This window comes from Pseudomonas sp. A125 (assembly GCF_055409485.1).
Window position 1 is genome coordinate 1 of the sequence record NZ_JBUZVP010000005.1, and the last position, 18,272, is coordinate 18,272.

The window sequence follows — 18,272 nt, forward strand, 5'->3', positions numbered from 1 at the left end:
GTGGCGGCTGCGCAGGATGCTTTCGACAATTTGCGGGACTGTCTGGTGTTGGTAGATGCGAAACTGTCGGCCGTGACGCAGCAGGGCAAAGTGCGGTTCCAGGGTGATTTCGTAGCGGGCTTCATCAGCAGAACCCGACAGGCGTTTGAAGCCGGTGACCACGCCATGCAGCGTGCGCAATGGGCCGGTAACCGGCGGGATGTAGCGGCGCATCGGCGGTTTGTGCGGTGCGCCGTACAAGCTGAACGTGGCGTTTTGACCGAGCATTGTTTCAGCGGCGATGTCACCGTCGAGGCAGGTGAACTCCACGCGGTAGCTGAACAGTTCGCTCAGGCCTTCGGTGCCCTCGAAGGCAAGAACGTCGAGCACAGCATCCACATCGCGAACGGTGAGTTTGTGGCGGCTGTGGTCGAAGAAAGTTCGCAGTTCATTCAGCATGTTTGAGCCTCCATCGCAACGGCGGAGGCCGAGCCTTGGGCATCGATAAACTGCAGGACAACGCCCTCCTCATCGCTATAGCCGAGCGTCACGCTGCGAGTTTTTTGCCGGGCGGCCTGACGTTGCAGCAGCTGTTGGCTGAGTACCGGCAGGACCTGCTGGTTGAGCAGGCTGTCGATGTTGCGCGCGCCGGTGTCGGGCAGCAGACACGCCGCAACCAGTGCCTCGCTGAGGGCGGCGTCGATCTCGCAATCCAGCCCGTAGTGGCGCTTTAAGCGCATGGCCACTTGGGCAAGCTTGATCGTGACAATGCGCTGCAGCGCATCGGCTTGCAGCGGGCGATAGATCAACGTCTGGAAACGGGCCAGCAGGGCCGGCTGAAAGTGTTCCCGCAGGATCGGGCGCAGCAACTCGTGCAAGTTGCTGTCCGGCGCACCGGGGAACTCTTGCAGGCACGCTTGCAGTTCATCGCTGCCAAGGTTGGAGGTCATGAGAATCACGGTGTTGCGAAAGTCGATCTCTCGCCCTTCGCCGTCGCGCATGCAGCCTCGGTCGAATACTTGGTAAAACAGGTTGAGCACGTCGCGGTGCGCCTTCTCCACTTCGTCAAGCAACACCACACTGTAGGGGCGCTGGCGCACCGCTTCGGTGAGCACGCCGCCCTGACCGTACCCGACATAGCCGGGAGGCGAGCCTTTAAGCTGGCTGACGGTGTGGGCTTCCTGGTACTCCGAAAGGTTGATGGTGATCAGCGATTTTTCACCACCAAACAGCTTATCGGCCAGGGCCAGGGCGGTTTCGGTTTTACCGACGCCGCTGCTACCCACCAGCAGGAACACGCCGAGCGGCGCTTTTTCATCCGTAAGGCCGGTCTTGGCGGCGCGCAGGCGTTGGGCCAAGGCACCGAGCGCAGGGTCTTGGCCGATCACTTGCGCACCCAGTTGGTATTCCAGCTCCAACAGGTTGGCTTGCTCGTCCTTGAGCAGACTGCCCAAGGGCACACCCGTCCAGTCAGCGATGACTTCGGCTACGCTGCGGGCGTCGACGTCAAGGGACAGCAAGGGCTGGTTGCCCTGGGCAGTGCTCAGTTGCTGCTGCAGTTGCAGGCAAATGGATGCTTGCGCAGGTTGGGCCTGGCGGGCATCGCGCAACTTTTGGGTGAGGTCGAGTTCGTGGCGGTATTGCGCCTCAAGCTCGACTTGCTGGCGGTTCAGGTCGGCGCGTTGCGTCGCGATGATCGCCAGGCGCTCGTTTGCCGGGCCGCCGCTCAGTTGCTGGTCTTCTTCCAGAGCCTGGCGCTCCAGCTCCATGGCGGTTTTGCGCGCCTTGAGACGCACCAACGCCTGCGGCTCGCAGTCGAGGCTCATGCGGACCCGGGCACTGGCGGTGTCGAGCAGGTCGATGGCTTTGTCCGGCAGTTGTCGCCCGGTAAGATAGCGCCGCGAGAGCGTGACCGCTGCCAGTACCGCCGCGTCCTGAATGTGCACGCCGTGGTGGCTGGCGTAGCGGCCTTTGAGGCCGCGCAGCATCAGGCTGGCGTTGGCGTCGTCGGGCTCGTCGACCTTGACCATCTGGAAGCGTCGTTCCAAAGCGGCATCGCGCTCGAAGTACTGTTTGTATTCGCTCCACGTGGTGGCGGCAATCGTGCGTAGTTCGCCACGCGCCAAGGCCGGTTTGAGTAGATTGGCGGCGTCTGCGCCACCGGCCTGGTTACCGGCGCCAATCAGGGTATGTGCTTCATCGATAAACAGCAGCACCGGGTCGGGTGATTGCTGCACGGCATTGATGACGTTTTTAAGGCGTTGCTCAAATTCGCCTTTTACCCCTGCACCCGCTTGCAACAAGCCCAGGTCCAGAATGCGCACACTGACGCGCTTGAGGCTGTCGGGGACGTTGCCCTCGACGATACGCAAAGCGAGACCTTCAACCAGAGCAGTTTTACCTACTCCGGGTTCACCCACCAGAATCGGGTTGTTCTTGCGTCGTCGACTGAGAATGTCGATGACTTGGCGAATCTCATCGTCACGGCCAAACACCGGGTCGATCTGGCCTGCCCGGGCCTTGGCGGTAACGTCGTGAGTAAATTTATCCAGGATGAGTTTCAAGACGTCCGACGTGTCGGGGCCGGATACGACGGGTACTTCGATACCGCCTCGCTCGGCTACGCGCTGCACTTGCGGGCGCTCTTCCGAGTGCTGGTCAAGCAGCACAAACAACTGCTGTAACTGGGTATCGCTGATGCTGATCAGCGGCCATGCGGCGTCACAGGCGAGCAGGCTGGGCGTCTCCAGTAACGCGCCGAGCAGGTGGGCCGAACGCAGGGTTTCGTTGTTGCCATCCAGGGAGGCTTGCAACCAGGCATTCTTGATCAGTTGCTGCAGCTTGCCGCACAGCTGGGGCTTGCCTTGCACGCTGCGCGCCAGCGTGTCGAGGTGGTCGAGCAAGCCGCGCCAGAGTGCGTCCATGTCCCAGTCGTAGCGACGAGCAATAAGGGTAAGGTCGCCCTCGCCCTGCTCCAGCAACTTGAGCAGCCAATGCTCGATGCTGACCAGCCCATGGGCGCGGCTCTGGCACAAGGTTGCCGCTGCGCTCAGTGCCTGGGCGCAATAGGGGTTGAGGCGGCGAAGCAAACGAGTAGAGTTCTGGGCCATCGGGTACATCCCTGTTCTGGGTTATCGGCGTGCTGTCAAAGGAACTTGCGGCGCGATGTATTTGGCTGAGCGCCCGCGAACGGACGCTCAACCCTGCACACCGCCAACCGGCAGGCACACAGGTGCCTGCCGGTGCTTTTGCATCAGGCGCTTTGGCGTTCGTTCCAGGAATCGGAGTGGATGATGTTGCCGTCTTTGTAGGTCCAGGTGACCTTCTCGTAGCGCAGCTCGATCTGTTCTAGGTGGTTGTGCTTTTCCTTGCTCGGGTCTTTGACGTCGTGCATTTTCGGCGCGACTTTCACGACCTTGACGTTCTCCAGTTTGGTGATGAAGTACTCGACTTCCTGGCCCGCATCATCGATGCGAAACCATTTGAACTCGGCACTCTTGAGCGTTTGCCCGGTGGTCACCGCCTTGTACAGGTAAGGGCTGGAGGCATCGATTTCCTTGGAAAACAGGAATGGGGTGTGAACCCGGGTACCCGTCAGCTTGCCGGTGTTGTTGTCGGTTGGGATGTACAGGCTGTGGTCCTGCGCAATCACCTCGATGCTGCCTTCACGCTTTTGTACGTCCACAGACCCTTTGATTTCTGCACCGCCGTCATCTTGCAGCCAGAGGTAAACGGGAATTGCCATGTGAAGCTCCTTTTCAGGGTTGTATGTCGCTGGATGCGACAGAGGGTGTCCTGCCTGGCCCCGCAGCGGGCGCCTCACAGGCCCCCACTTGAGGCACCAGGCGGATATCGACGCGACGATTGGCAGTACGCCCATCTTCGGAGTCATTGCTGGCTATTGGCTGGTTGGCGCCAAAGCCTTGAACGGCGAAGCAGCTGTGCGGGATGTCGCCCATGCGTTGCATCCAGTCTCGTACCGAAGCCGCACGAGCGCGGGACAGCTCGAGGTTCTGCACAGGGCTGCCCGTAACGTCGGTGTGCCCGGCGATGACGATCAGCCAGCCCGGCTGGGCCTTGATGGTGACGAGCGCGTTGATCAGTACCTTGGTCGAGCCCGGTTTGAGTTCGGCACTCCCGGTGCCGAAAAGCGACAGGCTGTTCAGCCGCACTTGAGTGGCAAGGCCGGTGGGCATTGCGGCGTCAGGCAGTTGCCGGTGATCTGCGATGGTCGCCAGCAACGGCAGGCGTAGCCGCTCGCCGCGATACAAACCCAAGCCCAACGCCAGCGGTGCGCCCTCCCGGTAGTAGCTGTCGAGGCGCATGCCAACCTGGCGCAGCACTGCCACCGCGTCCTCTCGCAGCACGTATTGAGGTTGGTCGCGACGTTCGGCCAAAGGAACAGAGGTGTAACGCCGCAGGTCATCACTGACTTGACGCAGCAGCAGGTTGTTCTGCCAAGCCGAACTGGCCAATGCCACGACGCCGGTTATCGCGAACATCCACACCGCCGCTACGCTGGCCCAAAGGCGCGGGGAGCGGCGGCTTTGCAGCGGCAGCACATCCAGCAACGGGTCAGGAAACGGCAAGGATGGACTGGAACCCACCTGCGGTTGGCCGGCATCACTCAACCCGGTCCTGGCATGCAACCGTTGTTGCCACAGGTTGCCCACCACGGCTTGGGGCAATGCCGGTACCAGGGTGATTGCGCAAGCCACTGGATGCCGGGTGTTACGGGTCTCCAGGTGCGGTAGCAGTGTTTCTTCAAGCCACGCCGCCGCGCTGCTTATCTGTACGCCGCTGCACAGGCGCAGGGCGCAGGTTGCGTTGTCGCGGGCGTTTCGCTGCCAGTCGGACAGGCTGATGCAAGCGCCGTCCTCACGTACGCAAGGGCTAGCTTGAGCCGACTCCCAACTGAACCAGGCACCCTCGCCTGCGGCGGCTTGCACATAGCTCACCAGCATCAGCGGCAGCGCCACACCGCGCTTGCGCACCAGTGCGATTTGATGACGCAAAGCACGCACCCGCCCGGCCAACGCTGCCGGGTCTGTGTGCTCCGAGGGGTTAGCGACGAACATTACGCTCAGTTGCCCGGCCAAGTCCGGGCGCCGGGCCTGGATGCTGGTGGCCACCGCCTCGAGTTGATCAAGGGCTGGCACACATACATAACAGCCCTGTGGGGCGGTGCGCAGGGTCAATTGCTGCGAAGGCACTACGCCAAACAGCCCTGCCAACCCATCGCCGCAAACCAACACCACAGGCTTGCGGTAGCCCGCAGGTGGCAAGGCCGCATCGCCAGCCAACGTCCGTTGCCGACCGTGCTGTGCGAAATGTTTCCCCGTACGGACCCAAGCCCAGATGACCAGCGCCACAACGGCAAAAACGCCCACCGCACATACCCAGCCAGCCAACGGTATGACCAGCAACAGGGCCAGGGCCAGCGCTCCGGCCCATAACAACAGGCCGTGTGTTTGCTTGAGTGTCATCACGCCCTCACACCTGCACGGGTACAAGCATGGCGACCAAACCGCCCAGCCAATAGTCCAGCCCCCACCAGGCACCAGCCAGCAACGAGCTGGCCGCCATCACGTGGACCAGCGCCGAACGCACCCAACACAATTGATGTGCGCGGTGTGCGACGCCGTGCGAGGTCAATGCATGATCAAGTTGCATAGGGCTGGCCTGTGCATTCAGGGCAGCGAGCAGTCGTTGGCGCTCAGGATCATTTACCTCGCGGTACCGTCCCTGAAAGCCGAGCATCAGTACCCGCTGGAAGGCCGTCAGCACCAGCACATCAGGCGCAGGCTGACGAAGGGCTTCGCCTATGTCTTCATATAGAAACTCGCCCGCCTGGTGACGATTGAAGAACTTTGCCTGCAAGGGTTCACTGGCCCATTTGTCATGGGCCTGGTCCTTGGCATAGCCAAGAGCGGTCTCATCCAGCAAGGCACACTGGGCGTAGCTAATCAGCTCGATGCTGCGCGCACCAACACCGGCGTCCTTGAGGCGCTGTCGAAGCTGCTCGACCTGCTTTGCGCTACGTTCAGGCAAGTTGGGGCTGTGTTGCAGCGAAGCACCTTGGCGCAACGCTACGACCAACAGGTAAGTGTCTTGCAACAGCGCGTCGAGGTCATGCGCAGTGCAGGTGGGTTTTTTCAAGACGTTCAGGTTCATGCGCGCAGTACCGCAAACAGTTCAAGGTGGATGTCCAGGAAGGTGCTGGGTACGTACAAGGCACACGTCCCACCAGCCAGCATCGATTGGCCCTCGGCGCTGCCAAGATCGAGGGCGAAGTACTGGTTTTCCAGGCGTAGGGGAATGGCTGCCGGTACGTGACTCAGGGGCTGCAACGGAACACCGTCAAGAGCGGCATTGACCAGGCGATCAACCTCGTCTGGCGTCCCCACTTTGCACAGCCGTGGGAACTGGCTTTGCAGTTGTGCCGCGGGCATACGGCAACGCACCGAGAGGTAAAAGTCTGCACCGCCGGGCTCACGCAGGCGCGCATCGTTGAGCGTGACTTGCCAGCGGTTCGCGCCGCCCCCCTCCAGTACGAGGGTAATGACTCGTGAGGGTAGGCTGGCTTCGAGCAAGGTGGAGATGGTGCGCATCAACGGAGGAAATATGCTTTCCAGTGCTTCATGCCGGTAGGCGGGGATCTTGTCGATATCGTGTTCAAGGGAGAACGTCAGCAGACTGCCGGCCAACTTGACCAGCTCCAGGTACACCTGCTCAGGGTGCCTTGCAGGGTTTGCCTTGAGGTCGGCCAGTACCGGCTGATAGGTATTCAAAGCATTGAGCAACCAAAACAGCGACACATCGGCCACGGCAAAATCTGCCATACGCTGGTTGCTCTCGCGTCGCATGCCCATCAGCCGCTGGCGTTTGGCTGCCAACTGGGTCAACAGGTTATCCAGTTGGTTCAGCAGCCCTGGGTGGGCGGCGAAACTCAGCAGTGGAGGTACGTAATCGGGATCGATATTCCAGGCGCCCCGCCCGTCACGCACCAGGCGTGCGACCGGACACGTCAGGTAATCGGCATTTACATCGTCAGCCAGGCGCAGGGTCAGCACGTTCTCCAGCACACCGATGGATTGAACCTCGTCTGCGTAGACGTCCTGCACTTGTCGCCAATCCTGGCGATAACGAGTCGGTCGATCAGCTTTGCTGCCTTCGAACAAACAGTTGTTGCCATTCCCTTGCTCCAACGGCAAAGCCAACAACAGCGTAGCGCTGCGAGCATCGTCGGAAAGTAGCTGGGTTAACTCCAGGGCCGGAGGCAGCCGATCCACCTGGCTGCTGTCTATCAACGTGCCATCCGGCATACGCACAGGCAGCAGGGTTGCCTTCAGCTTACCCAGGCGCAACGCTTCCACGTCGAACGCAACCCCCAGGACGCCCCAGGGGTTCACCAGCGACAGATGGGCCAATTGCTCATTGGTCCACGCTTCCCAGCGTGCTTGCTGCTGGAATTGTTGCGGAGACAGCAACGCCCCCGCAGCCCACAGGGGGCGGTCGATCTTCATCACATCATTTCCCTGTGAGGTGGCTCAGGCTTTTGCCTTGGGCATCTGCGAAACCAGCGACAAATTGACGTCCATGCCTTCAACCTGGAAGTGCGGTATCGCGTACAGCTTGACGCGGAAGAAGCCGGGGTTATCGTCGATGTCTTCTACCGTCACCTTGGCGTCGCGCAGCGGGTGGGAGGCTTGCAGGTCATCACCCGGATCGGTCATTTCGGTGACGAGCCCGCCCACCCACTTGTTCAGCTCCAGCTCCAGTAAACGCCGGTCCTTGGTCGTCCCGATGTTTTCGCGCTGGATCAGCTTCAGGTAGTGGGCGATACGCGACAGCAGGAAGATGTAAGGCAGGCGCGCATTGATTCGGCTGTTGGCGGTTGCATCAGCGGTGTCATACAACGCCGGTTTTTGCGCCGAGTTCGCCGAGAAGAAACACGCGTAGTCGCGATTTTTGTAGTACGACAGCGGGATGAAACCGAGATTGGCGAATTCGAACTCGCGGGTTTCCGGGATCATCACTTCAGAAGGGATTTTTACCTGATTACCAGTGCCCAGGTCGTACAGGTGAATCGGCAGTTCAGTCACCGCGCCACCCGATTGCGGGCCGCGGATCTGCACGCACCAACCATTGGTGATAAAACTTTTCACCATGTTTGCGGCGAAGGCGAACGAAGCGTTGGTCCACAGGTATTTTTCGTGGTCGGGGCCCTTCACGCTTTCAATGTAATTGAAGCTGCGGACCGGCACGGTATCCGGACCATAAGGCAGGCGCCCCAATACCCGGGGCATCAGCAAGCCGATATAACGGGAGTCGTCGCTCTCGCGGAACGCCTTCCACTTAATGTACTCGGCACGATCAAAGTAATTGCCGATATCCATGATGGCGGCGACCTCTTCCATCGAACTCTTGCCAAAAAAAGCCGGCCCAACCGAGCCAATAAACGGCATGTGGGCTGCTGCGGCCACTTTGGAAATATTGCGTAAAAGGGCAATATCCTGTGGGCTGCGGCTGAATTCATAGTTCGAAATGGCTGCCGCAATCGGCTCCCCACCAGGGGTGTCGTACTCCTGGGTGTAGGTGTGCAAATACAGGCCGCTTTGAGCGATTTCGGGCGAATCCTCGAAGTCTTGTACCAGGTGATCCTTGCTGATATCCAGCAATTCGATGCGCACATTCTGGCGAAAATCGGTCTGATCTATCAGCGACTTCACGCCACGCCAAGTTGACTCTACGCGTTGAAAATCAGGGTGGTGCATCACCGCGTCCAGTTGGCGGCTGATTTGAGCATCCAGGGAGGCAATGTGTTCGTCCAGCAGCACTTTATCCAGGCGCTCCACTTTATGCGAAGACTGCTTGAGCAAACCAAGGAACACACTAACGGCCGCCGTGACCCGCTCATCTGTAGAGGCTTCGGACAAAGCTTCCGGATTTTGAAAGGCCTCAATTCCACCCAACTCCGTCACCGGGTTAAGGTTGATTTTCGCGAACAAGTTTCCATAAACGCTTTGATTGCTGCCCGCATGATAGGTATTAGCCAGCAACGGATCTTGGGATGATTGCTCTAGAGACATGATGTGTAACTTCCTTATTTAAGAGACGAGGACAATTAACGATCTTCTTGGGGGGCCAGGGCAGCCAATTCAGCTCGCAGCTCGTCGCTCAGTGCGTCATCCTTTAAAATGCGTTCCAGCTCATGACGAAAGGTGGCGTTATCCAGGAGATTGGACTTGAGGTCGCGCAGCAGATTGCGCATCGCTAGCAGGGCTCGCAGCTGCGGGATCTGGCGGGCAACCTGCTCAGGTTCAAAATCTTTGATGCTCTGGAAGTTCAGCTCGACGTACGTGTCGGACGCATCGTCGGACAAGGTGTCATCGACTGCGAACTTCAGACTAGGCGAGAACTCACCCAATACGCTGTCAAAGTTGTTTTTATTAATGTCGACCTTGCCGCGCTCAGAAAGCGAGCGTTGCTCTTTGCAATTGCTATAGTCACCCATCACCATGAGTTTCAGCGGTAACTCGACCTTCTTTTGAGCGCCGCCAGTATGCAGGTCAAGCTTGATATTGACGCGGGCCTTGGGCACCTCGTTCTGAAAACTATTTGTAGCCATAACCTCTCCCTTCCAGACAACTTAGCGACAGTCAGTGCTGGCGCAAAATCAAGACTGGAATTTACACATCCTGTTGATTCGATAAACGGCCGACCAACGGAGTACATAAATTCCTTTTTAGAAATCATGAAGCGTTTTCATGAATCGCATTCAGTTCCATCACTACTAGAATGAATTATTTCAAATGTTGTTTACCAGCCCCAACATGACGTCAGGGAACTTTCACCGATGTACTTGGGAACTTTCCTACATTCAACTTTTATGCAAATAGATAAGGCGTCCTGCTGATCAGCGAGGTGGTTTCCGGCGAGGCCCGAGGTCAGCTGTGATGTTCAGCACCCTGATCGAGGCCAATCGCAGGCTTTGTGCGTCGAACCATCGATTGAAATATTGACGCTAAATCCATTGGCACGACCGCCCCCCCCTGCGGTCAATCACAAATACCTGCCAAGGAATTTTTGCCATGCCCGATCCTGCGTTGCTTGCCGACCTGCCCCGCGACCTGCATTACGTCGACGACACCCAGCCTGGCCTCTCGCGAAAAAAGTTGCGGGGTAAATTCCAGTACTTCAAGGCCGATGGCACGCGCATCACTGATGCCGACGAAATCAAACGCATCAACGCCCTTGCGGTGCCGCCCGCCTACACCGATGTGTGGATCTGCGCCGACCCGCGCGGCCATCTGCAGGCCACCGGGCGCGATGCTCGAGGGCGCAAGCAGTACCGCTACCACCCACGCTGGCGCGAGGTGCGTGACACCGACAAATACTCCCGGTTGCAACAGTTCGGCAGCGCGTTGCCCAAGTTACGCAAGCAACTGGAAGCGCAGCTCGCCGCACCAGGGTTCAATCGGGAAAAGGTCCTGGCCACCGTGGTGCTGCTGCTCGATGCCACGCTGATCCGCGTCGGCAACACTCAATACGCGCGGGACAATCGGTCCTACGGCCTGACGACCCTGCGTACTCGCCATGTGGACATCAAGGGCAGCGAGATCCTGTTCCAGTTTCGCGGCAAGAGTGGCATCGAACATCAGATCACCGTCAAGGACCGCCGCCTGGCCTCGGTGATCAAGCGCTGCCTGGAGCTGCCGGGGCAGAACCTGTTCCAGTACCTGGACGAGAATGGCGAGCGGCATACGGTCAGCTCGACCGATGTGAATGCCTACCTGCATACCCTGACCGGCGCGGATTTTACCGCCAAGGATTACCGCACCTGGGCCGGCAGTGCCTTGGCGCTGGCGGTATTGCGCGAGCTTGAGTGGCAGCCGGAGTCCGACGCCAAGAAGCATGTGGTGGAGATGGTCAAGAACGTCGCCAAGCAGTTGGGCAACACCCCGGCGGTATGCCGCAAGTGCTATATCCACCCGGCGGTGCTGGAGCATTTCAGCCTGGGCGAGCTGGCGAAACTGCCCAAGCCACGGGTGCGCAAGGGCTTGAAAACCGAGGAAGTCGGCCTGGCGATGTTTCTGGAGCAACTGGCCGAGCGCTTGTAGGAAAAATTCAAAATGCGTTACCCTGCCCGTCCTTTCTGATCCCGGGATGACCGCTGACGTGAACCACTAAGCCTTCCAACATGTAAACGCAACGAGCCGCCTGGCGCGCTTGTTGGCTTGTGCCACATTGTTTTGGAGGTGCTGATGACTGACGTCAAACGGCTGCCCGTATTCGCTTCCCTGCAACATGTATGTTTCCAGTTCGCCAATGGCGAAACCTTGCTGGACGACCTGAACCTGTCTTTCGACCGCACGCCCACCGGGATTGTGGGGCGTAATGGCGCGGGCAAAAGCGTGCTCGCGCAATTGATCGCCGGCAGGCAAGTGCCGTCTTCCGGCACGCTTGAGACCTGCGCCAGATTGGCGTACGTCCCGCAGGCCTTGAGCCTTTTTCCCGGCCAAACGGTCGCGCAAACCACTGGGGCCGCTGAGGTACTGGCCGCCCTGGAACGCCTGTCCCGTGGTGACGCCCACGCCGCCGACCTGGAATTGATAGATGACCGCTGGGATCTGGCCGGGCGCCTGCGCAAGGCATTGGACGCGGCTGGCTTGCCTGAGGTCGGCTTCGACGACCACGCGGATCAGTTGAGTGGCGGCCAATTGGCGCGCCTGGCGGTGATCGGTGCGCTGCTGGCCAACCCACATTTGCTGATTCTCGATGAGCCCACCAATCACCTCGACCACCAAGGCCGCGCCTGGCTGCTGGGTATCCTGGGTGATTGGCGCGGCGGGTTGATAGTGGTCAGCCATGACCGCCAGCTACTCAACCGCATGCAGCGGATCATCGAGTTGTCGCCCTTGGGCGCCAAGGTCTACGGCGGTAACTATGAAGCGTTCAAAGCCCAGCGTGAAACCGAACAACACGCCGCCCAGGCCACCCTCGAATACGCACGCCTGGAGCGCAGCCGTGAACGCAAGCGCCTGAAACACAGCAATGATGACACTCAGCGCCATGCCGCCCGTTCGCGCAAACATGCCGAAACAGCGAATGTCGACCGCTTCACCAAGGCACGCTGGAAAGGCGCCGCCACCGAAATCACCGGCACCGTGCACGGCACGCACCAGCACTATAAGGCCGAGCTGGATGAGCGCGTGCGCAATGCCTACGCGCAGGTGGTGGATGAAACCCCGACGTTGCTGGCATTACCCGGCACTGCGCTGCCCTGCGGTCGACAGGTATTGACCCTGGCGCATGCACAATTGCCCTGGTTGGATCCGCACCTGCCCAGCACCTTCTTAAGTGCCACGCTTGTGGGCCCGATGCGGGTGGCGGTGCAAGGGCCGAACGGTTGCGGCAAATCCACCTTGCTCAAGCTGCTGGCAGGTCAGTTGCAGCCAGTCAGCGGCGACTGCACCGTGCATGTGACAACGGCCTATATCGACCAGCACCTGGCGCTGATGAACGACCAGCACTCGATTTTTGACCAGCTCAACCTGCTCGATACCCCACTGGCCGAGGGTGAGCTGCGTATGCGCCTGGCCTTGTTGCAACTGGACGCCTGGCGAGTCACACAACCCGTGGCGCGGTTAAGCGGCGGCGAACGCCTGAAGGCCGCCATGGCGATTGCCCTGTGGCGCAAAACGCCGGCGCAGTTGTTGCTGTTGGACGAACCGACCAATCATCTAGACATGCAATCGGTGATCGCCTTTGAGCAAGCATTGCAGGGATTTACTGGGGCGATGATCGCGGTGTCCCACGATGCGGCGTCTCTCGCCGCACTCAGGCCCACCCACACCCTCACATGGCATACAGAGGGCTGGCGTCTGGAGCCTGAGTGATCGGCATGCGCCAGGTCATTGCAGCCGGATGCAAAGCGCCCTACGGTAGTGGCCGGACAATCTCACCGAGGAACCCGGCCCCATGCTGCCATCATCCTTGAAGCCCTACACCAACGCCGCCTTGCTACATCGCCACAAATGGCGCGGGCGTGTCGGGTTGATGCTGGTGGCCAGCCTTTCGGTGCTGGCGGGAATGACCGATGCTATCGGCTTCATGGCCAGCGGGGATTTTGTCTCGTTCATGAGCGGCAACACGACGCGCCTCGCCGTGGCGATCAGCGAAGGCGACCTGGGCCTGACCGGTCGATTAACCCTGTTGGTGGCCACGTTTGTCGCCGGTAACGCGTTGGGGGTGATGGTCAGCCGCATCAGCCGGCGCCACGCCTTGCCGTTGTTGCTGTGCATCGCCACCCTGCTGTGCGGGGCAGCCGCCTGGCCGTTTGCCGACCAGTTGCCCGCGCTGCTGGCAGCGATCATTGCCATGGGCATGCTCAATGCCGCCGTCGAAGAGGTGAACGGATTACCGGTGGGGCTGACCTACGTCACCGGGGCGTTGTCACGTTTTGGTCGCGGGCTGGGCCGCTGGATGCTGGGCGAACAGCGCAATGGCTGGCGCGTGCAACTGATCCCCTGGGGCGGGATGTTTGCCGGGGCAGTGATCGGTGCCCTGCTGGAACATCATATGGGGATTCGTGCGCTGCTGGTCAGCGGTGTGCTGTCGGCACTGTTGGGGCTGGTATCGCTGAAAATTCCGCGGCGCTGGCACCTGGGGTACATGCCACGCTGAAAAAGCTGCCCGCCCGACGTTCTGGCCTCGACGTCCGTGTACTGGTAAAGAGCCATCACGCCGGGCGAGCGGGTGCATGATAAAACAATGCTCCCGGGCTGTCCGCAGGGCATTTCTGAAAAAAACTAACGTATTGCCTTACAAGCAGGTAGCCAGCACGGCGAGACGGCGCTTGGCCGGGTAGTCATCCTGGGCGGCGTAATAGTTGGCGGTGGCGCCGGCGCCCGCACTGCGCACATCGACAAAGTAATCGCCGGCCGTGGTGTAGATGGTAAAACCACCGGCCTGTGCAGGCTCGATGAAGCCACCGGCATCCACGCCAAACACCGCTTCGTCCTGCCAGCCGAACTGCACGCATTGGGCAACGACCAGCGGAGCCTTGTCCGAGGCCAGGGTTTTGTAGGGCGTACCGGTACGCGCCTCTTTCATCTTCGAACCCGCGCAACCGGCCAGCGATGCCAGTACCAGAGCGCCAATTACCACCATCCGCATACCGTAGCTTCCTTGGAAAAAACGCGACTGTACCATTAGCAGGCGACACCGAATGATTATTGCGTCACCCTGCGCCTACTTACAAACCCGCTTTTAACCGGAAACCCCATGACACCCAACGCCGAGCGCTACAACCCCTCCACCGACTACGCCGACAAGCTGATCAGCCGCATCGGCCAGACGCCTTCGTGGATCGCCAAACGCATCGGCGTGACCGACAAGCGCATCCGCTACATCCTCGATGGCGAGCGCACCGTCAAGGGCGAAAGCACCCCCATCCAGATGACCTACACCGAGCAGTTTGCCCTGGAATGCCTGGCAGCCGAGGCGAAGGCCAACAAGAAACCTGCCGCTCCAGTTGCCGAATAGCTGACAAATTCATGAACTTTGTTTCACTGTGAAGGGAAACCCCACCGCCTATAGTCGCCAGGCTCATTTTTAAGAAGTCTCCCTTCTAGCCCGCCCTCCCGCGGGCTTTTTTTTGTCGGCTTTTCAGAGCAGCCAGCGAAACAAATAGAACAGCGCCATGCTCAACAGCACGGTGATCAGCACGCTGCGGGTCCAGAACATCAGCGCCACCGCGCTTATCCCGGCCAGCAGGTAGGGGTTGCTCACGCTCAGGTTGAGTGTGTGGTCGGCGAGGAAAATGATCGGGCCGCAGATAGCGGTGAGCATTCCCGGCACGGCAAACCCCAGGAACTCCCGCGCCCCGCGATTGAGGCGTACCGGCAAGCGTGGCTCGATAAACAGGTAGCGGTTGAGAAACACGATAAGGCCCATGCCAAAAATCATCACGAAGATCATCACTGCCCTACTCCCAGACGCTTGCAGGCAAACCCGGCGCTCATCCCCAGTACCCCGGACACCACCACCGCCGACTCCCAGTGCAGGTAGCTCAGGCACACCGAGCACAGCAACGACACGGCAACACAAACGATGGTGGGCACGTCGCGTACCACGGGGGTGATCAGGGCGATGAAGGTCGCGGCAATCGAGAACTCCAGGCCCAACTGGTCCAGCCCGGGAATGCTTTTACCGAGCACGATGCCCGCGAAGGTGAACACGTTCCAGATGATATAGAAGGTCAGGCCGACGCCCAGGGCGTACCAGCGGTTGAAGGTCTGGCGGTCATACTGGCTGACCAGGGCAAAGAACTCGTCGGTCAACAGGAAGCCCAGGCTCATGCGCCAGCGGGCCTTGAGCGGCGACAGCGTGGGGCGCATGTGCATCCCATAGAGCAAATGCTGGGAGGTCAGCAGCAAGGTGGTCAGCAAGATGGAGATCAGGCTCGCGCCGCTCTTGACCATGCCGATGGCCACCAGTTGCGCAGCACCGGCAAACACGATGGTCGACAACCCCTGGGCTTGCAGCGGGCTCAATTGTGCATCGATTGCAGTGGAACCGGCCAGCAGCCCCCAGGGCGCACAGGCCAGGGACAACGGAATGATGGCAATCGCGCCACGGGAAAAGGCGTTCAGGGGCAGAGCGTTAGGCATACATAACAGGCTCATCGACGGTCAGTCGACAAGCATGCCAGCGCGTTCAGGCGTTGTCTTGAATGATCGTGCTGGCATGGCCTTCACCGCAGAATAAGCGGGTGCCTAAAGTGCAGGCATCGAGGGCATTACCGAACGGAGCTTGGGGTTTTCCGACCGAGGAGGAAAGTGGACGGGTTGGTAGTTGTACGCCAAGTAGTGCTTATAGTCCTCGCCGGCGGGGTCCGCCGAGTAAGGGTTTTGTTTAGCTACGCGGTGCCGCCGTGCGTGTGGAAGCACCCCTTCAAGCTGTACAACACCGAGCTTGCGAACTTCGGGATCAAAAAGCGATACCAGCTCATTGATATTGAGGTCTACATTAACTTTGCCTACATACGCTTTAACCGGAACATTCACTTCTTTCTGGAACTGCGCCGCAAATGACGCTTCACCGCCCGTCCCCGAATTACACATCAATAACCGTATATTGGCGTACTGATCTGTCTGGACGTTGTTATCCCAGAGCATGTCCAGCAACTCATCGGAGTTATACCGCATGTTGTTATAAGACATGTCGGCCACGGCCTCGCCTGCCCCGGTCTCCTGCAATTGGCCATGGGCAACAATATTGAGCCGTTCCTGGCCGTTATACGTGTCGACAAAGGTGAACAACAGATCATTGATTTTTGTCAGGTCCCTGGCATCTGTATCCAGCCTGGGAACCTTGGACGTGGCGCCGCTTTCTGCGCCCTCCATTGTGCTGCGTTTGGTACCGCTGCGCGCCTGGTGGTTCGGCCCCAGCTCAATCACCTGCGCTTCGCGAACGCCTTCCTCGCTGTCGAGGACTTTGTAAAACTCAATCGAAGCAGGCGCTGAAGAAAGGCCAGGCTTTGTCGCTTGCGACTTGGCGGCCTCAAGTGCTGTGGGGCTTTTTCCCAACCCTGGCACGCCGTGCACCAGCACCGGCGCAGCATTCAGCAGGCCAAATACGATCCGGTCAGATGCCGCCGATTTTCCGTGTATTGCATCGTCAACACCTACGGCTGTTTCCGCGACACCCGCCGCCAGATAGACCGCGTCCACCCCGAGCGCCACCTCCGGGATGACCATCGCCAACGGCGTCAGCATCAGGGCTGCCGTCGCAGCTGCCTCCGCCACATTGATCACCCGGGACTTGGTCACATCACCGTCAGTGACGATTTCATGATTGGCATCCGCATAAGAGCGCGTTTTTTGCCGCTGGGTCATGGTGTGAAAGGGGTCACCCGTTACAGCTTCGGTGGTGATGTAGCGTTGCGGGTCCCAGGCATTCGGCGAGGTAAATCCCCATGAGTTGGGCCTTCGCGACTCCGTCCAACCACCCAGCCCCGTGAGCGCCTGGTTCACGCCATCGGAAAAGACCCTGTTGTCTTGGTCATTTTTGGAAAAATGGGTGGCAAGCACCGCACGTTTATTCGCATCCGCCGCTTGGTCGGCCAACCAGGTCTTCATCTGGCCGACACTATCAAAGCGATGGATGGGCGAAGCGTTACCCGGGATGTACAGCAGTGTGTGATGAATTTTCTTGCCCCTGGCGTTCAACCGGGGGCTTTTTTCAGTCACATAAATCAAGTCAGTGGAGGGTGCGCCGTCGATAGACAGCAAGCCCGTCTCAAGATTGGGATCCTTGGAATAAGGTGCCTTGAGATCCTCGAGGGTAACGTCCTCCAGGCGCTTTTCATTGCCCAGGCCAGCGGCTTGCAGGGCCATGGTCAGTTCATGGTTGCTCAAGCTGCCCTCTTTGAACTGGTTCTGTGCAGCCACCGAAAAACCCAGTTTACTCAGCTGGGTGTAGCTCTCCTCGTGGGCTGGCCAGAATTTGTCCAGGTAGCTTTTGTAAGGCGCGCTCAACGCCGTTTCCCATACCAGGCTCCGGAAATCGGCAGGCTTGAGCGCGAGTCTGTTTGAAGGTTCATAAGCGCCCGGGGCATCGGGGTCAGGCACGTTAAATATGTACTCGTGGGCGTCTCTCAAACGATAGTCTGCATCAATGTGATGAAGCGTCCAGGCCAGCGGCGAAACCTTATCCAGCACGGCAAGAAGCGTCGTAGCGACGGTTGGCTTGGCGGCTGAAAGTTTATCTTCAGTATTCATACTGCGCACATTCTGCAGCGCCGCATTGGTTAATGACTGGTTATTAAGCATCCGGCCACCGGGCGGTTTGGCGTGGTCAATGTCGTAGGTAAACGTCGCAAGGCGCGCTGTGTCCGGATTTATACTCAGCCCAAACTTATTCTTGATCGCCGCTGCAATGATGGTTGCGGAGTTTCGCCCCGGGGTCAAAAACTTATCCGTCATGCTCTCTATATAGGCCTTGACGGCGGGCTTGACCTGGATCGGACGTGAAACCAGGGCGCCTGGAATGCTTGCTGTGGCTGTTTGCGCGCCATTGGCTGGCACCCCAGCAGAAACAGGCGGGGACATGGTGCGCGAAGCATCTATTTTCGAGCTCATATCAAGCGTTACGTAACGCAGTTCAGGGATAGGACCTGTTAGCGGCATACAAAATCCTCTCTAACGTATGGATATAAACCACACGTCAGTTGGTATTTTGTGCTGCTTCAGTTCCTGTAGCCCCGTATCTGGATGTTTTCGCAA

Annotated in this window: 16 protein-coding genes; 4 read left to right on the forward strand and 12 right to left on the reverse strand. The window is 59.3% G+C overall.

The genetic code is table 11. The features are described from left to right. From ACZRN6_RS08300 to tssB, 8 genes are all read right to left on the reverse strand, one after another. Window positions 1–438, reverse strand: a 438-nt coding sequence (locus ACZRN6_RS08300) for a contractile injection system protein, VgrG/Pvc8 family (protein WP_464007679.1), incomplete at its 3' end; no start/stop codon positions are given. Further along, window positions 432–3,089 (reverse strand): type VI secretion system ATPase TssH, encoded by a 2,658-nt coding sequence (tssH, locus tag ACZRN6_RS08305; RefSeq protein WP_464007680.1) that lies wholly within the window; start codon window positions 3,087–3,089, stop codon window positions 432–434. The genes ACZRN6_RS08300 and tssH, both read right to left, overlap by 7 nt. Before the next feature lie 143 nt (window positions 3,090–3,232). Beyond that, a complete protein-coding gene (locus tag ACZRN6_RS08310) occupies window positions 3,233–3,724 on the reverse strand; it encodes an Hcp family type VI secretion system effector (RefSeq protein WP_177048981.1) in 492 nt (163 codons plus the stop codon). 13 nt (window positions 3,725–3,737) lie between these two features. Next, window positions 3,738–5,465, reverse strand: coding sequence for an OmpA family protein (locus ACZRN6_RS08315; protein ID WP_464007681.1), 1,728 nt, complete (start codon window positions 5,463–5,465; stop codon window positions 3,738–3,740). A gap of 7 nt (window positions 5,466–5,472) precedes the next feature. Continuing rightward, complete coding sequence (gene tssL, locus ACZRN6_RS08320) at window positions 5,473–6,153, reverse strand: type VI secretion system protein TssL, short form (RefSeq protein WP_464007682.1); 681 nt, start codon at window positions 6,151–6,153, stop codon at window positions 5,473–5,475. Beyond that, window positions 6,150–7,505, reverse strand: a complete 1,356-nt coding sequence (gene tssK / locus ACZRN6_RS08325) for a type VI secretion system baseplate subunit TssK (protein ID WP_464007683.1) — start codon at window positions 7,503–7,505, stop codon at window positions 6,150–6,152. The genes tssL and tssK overlap by 4 nt, the downstream gene beginning before the upstream one ends. A gap of 24 nt (window positions 7,506–7,529) precedes the next feature. After that, entirely contained in the window at window positions 7,530–9,071 is a 1,542-nt protein-coding gene (gene tssC, locus ACZRN6_RS08330) for a type VI secretion system contractile sheath large subunit (protein ID WP_464007684.1), read from the reverse strand. A gap of 35 nt (window positions 9,072–9,106) precedes the next feature. Further along, entirely contained in the window at window positions 9,107–9,610 is a 504-nt protein-coding gene (gene tssB / locus ACZRN6_RS08335) for a type VI secretion system contractile sheath small subunit (protein WP_464007685.1), read from the reverse strand. A 463-nt stretch (window positions 9,611–10,073) separates the two neighbouring features. Here tssB and ACZRN6_RS08340 point away from each other — a divergent pair, with 463 nt between their 5' ends. The 3 genes from ACZRN6_RS08340 (at window position 10,074) to ACZRN6_RS08350 (ending at window position 13,668) form a co-directional block, all read left to right on the forward strand. After that, entirely contained in the window at window positions 10,074–11,102 is a 1,029-nt protein-coding gene (locus ACZRN6_RS08340) for a DNA topoisomerase IB (protein WP_322145346.1), read from the forward strand. Window positions 11,103–11,246: 144 nt separating this feature from the next. Continuing rightward, the gene (locus ACZRN6_RS08345; protein WP_464007686.1) at window positions 11,247–12,881 is read left to right on the forward strand and encodes an ABC-F family ATP-binding cassette domain-containing protein; all 1,635 of its coding nucleotides are present in this window, start codon (window positions 11,247–11,249) and stop codon (window positions 12,879–12,881) included. Between the two features lie 82 nt (window positions 12,882–12,963). Then, a complete protein-coding gene (locus ACZRN6_RS08350) occupies window positions 12,964–13,668 on the forward strand; it encodes a YoaK family protein (RefSeq protein WP_322145348.1) in 705 nt (234 codons plus the stop codon). A gap of 138 nt (window positions 13,669–13,806) precedes the next feature. Here ACZRN6_RS08350 and ACZRN6_RS08355 read toward each other — a convergent pair whose 3' ends face one another. After that, window positions 13,807–14,160, reverse strand: coding sequence for a hypothetical protein (locus tag ACZRN6_RS08355; RefSeq protein WP_464007687.1), 354 nt, complete (start codon window positions 14,158–14,160; stop codon window positions 13,807–13,809). Between the two features lie 108 nt (window positions 14,161–14,268). On the opposite strand from ACZRN6_RS08355, the gene ACZRN6_RS08360 reads away from it, so the two are divergent. Beyond that, complete coding sequence (locus ACZRN6_RS08360; RefSeq protein ID WP_088426677.1) at window positions 14,269–14,529, forward strand: hypothetical protein; 261 nt, start codon at window positions 14,269–14,271, stop codon at window positions 14,527–14,529. 123 nt (window positions 14,530–14,652) lie between these two features. Here ACZRN6_RS08360 and ACZRN6_RS08365 read toward each other — a convergent pair whose 3' ends face one another. The 3 genes from ACZRN6_RS08365 to ACZRN6_RS08375 form a co-directional block, all read right to left on the reverse strand. Beyond that, entirely contained in the window at window positions 14,653–14,964 is a 312-nt protein-coding gene (locus tag ACZRN6_RS08365; protein WP_010171433.1) for an AzlD domain-containing protein, read from the reverse strand. Further along, window positions 14,964–15,656, reverse strand: a complete 693-nt coding sequence (locus tag ACZRN6_RS08370; RefSeq protein ID WP_464007688.1) for an AzlC family ABC transporter permease — start codon at window positions 15,654–15,656, stop codon at window positions 14,964–14,966. The genes ACZRN6_RS08365 and ACZRN6_RS08370 overlap by 1 nt, the downstream gene beginning before the upstream one ends. Before the next feature lie 105 nt (window positions 15,657–15,761). Then, window positions 15,762–18,176, reverse strand: coding sequence for a dermonecrotic toxin domain-containing protein (locus ACZRN6_RS08375; protein WP_464007689.1), 2,415 nt, complete (start codon window positions 18,174–18,176; stop codon window positions 15,762–15,764). Window positions 18,177–18,272: the final 96 nt, after the last annotated feature.

What these genes read in the sequence shown, in the direction of transcription:
- ACZRN6_RS08345 (WP_464007686.1), top strand. Translation starts at nt 11,247, where the DNA reads ATGACTGACGTCAAACGGCTGCCCGTATTCGCTTCCCTGCAACATGTA.
- ACZRN6_RS08310 (WP_177048981.1), bottom strand. Translation starts at nt 3,724, where the DNA reads ATGGCAATTCCCGTTTACCTCTGGCTGCAAGATGACGGCGGTGCAGAA.
- ACZRN6_RS08360 (WP_088426677.1), top strand. Translation starts at nt 14,269, where the DNA reads ATGACACCCAACGCCGAGCGCTACAACCCCTCCACCGACTACGCCGAC.
- tssK (WP_464007683.1), bottom strand. Translation starts at nt 7,505, where the DNA reads ATGAAGATCGACCGCCCCCTGTGGGCTGCGGGGGCGTTGCTGTCTCCG.
- ACZRN6_RS08370 (WP_464007688.1), bottom strand. Translation starts at nt 15,656, where the DNA reads ATGCCTAACGCTCTGCCCCTGAACGCCTTTTCCCGTGGCGCGATTGCC.
- tssL (WP_464007682.1), bottom strand. Translation starts at nt 6,153, where the DNA reads ATGAACCTGAACGTCTTGAAAAAACCCACCTGCACTGCGCATGACCTC.
- ACZRN6_RS08365 (WP_010171433.1), bottom strand. Translation starts at nt 14,964, where the DNA reads ATGATCTTCGTGATGATTTTTGGCATGGGCCTTATCGTGTTTCTCAAC.
- ACZRN6_RS08315 (WP_464007681.1), bottom strand. Translation starts at nt 5,465, where the DNA reads ATGACACTCAAGCAAACACACGGCCTGTTGTTATGGGCCGGAGCGCTG.
- ACZRN6_RS08375 (WP_464007689.1), bottom strand. Translation starts at nt 18,176, where the DNA reads ATGCCGCTAACAGGTCCTATCCCTGAACTGCGTTACGTAACGCTTGAT.
- ACZRN6_RS08355 (WP_464007687.1), bottom strand. Translation starts at nt 14,160, where the DNA reads ATGCGGATGGTGGTAATTGGCGCTCTGGTACTGGCATCGCTGGCCGGT.
- tssB (WP_464007685.1), bottom strand. Translation starts at nt 9,610, where the DNA reads ATGGCTACAAATAGTTTTCAGAACGAGGTGCCCAAGGCCCGCGTCAAT.
- ACZRN6_RS08350 (WP_322145348.1), top strand. Translation starts at nt 12,964, where the DNA reads ATGCTGCCATCATCCTTGAAGCCCTACACCAACGCCGCCTTGCTACAT.
- ACZRN6_RS08340 (WP_322145346.1), top strand. Translation starts at nt 10,074, where the DNA reads ATGCCCGATCCTGCGTTGCTTGCCGACCTGCCCCGCGACCTGCATTAC.
- tssH (WP_464007680.1), bottom strand. Translation starts at nt 3,089, where the DNA reads ATGGCCCAGAACTCTACTCGTTTGCTTCGCCGCCTCAACCCCTATTGC.
- tssC (WP_464007684.1), bottom strand. Translation starts at nt 9,071, where the DNA reads ATGTCTCTAGAGCAATCATCCCAAGATCCGTTGCTGGCTAATACCTAT.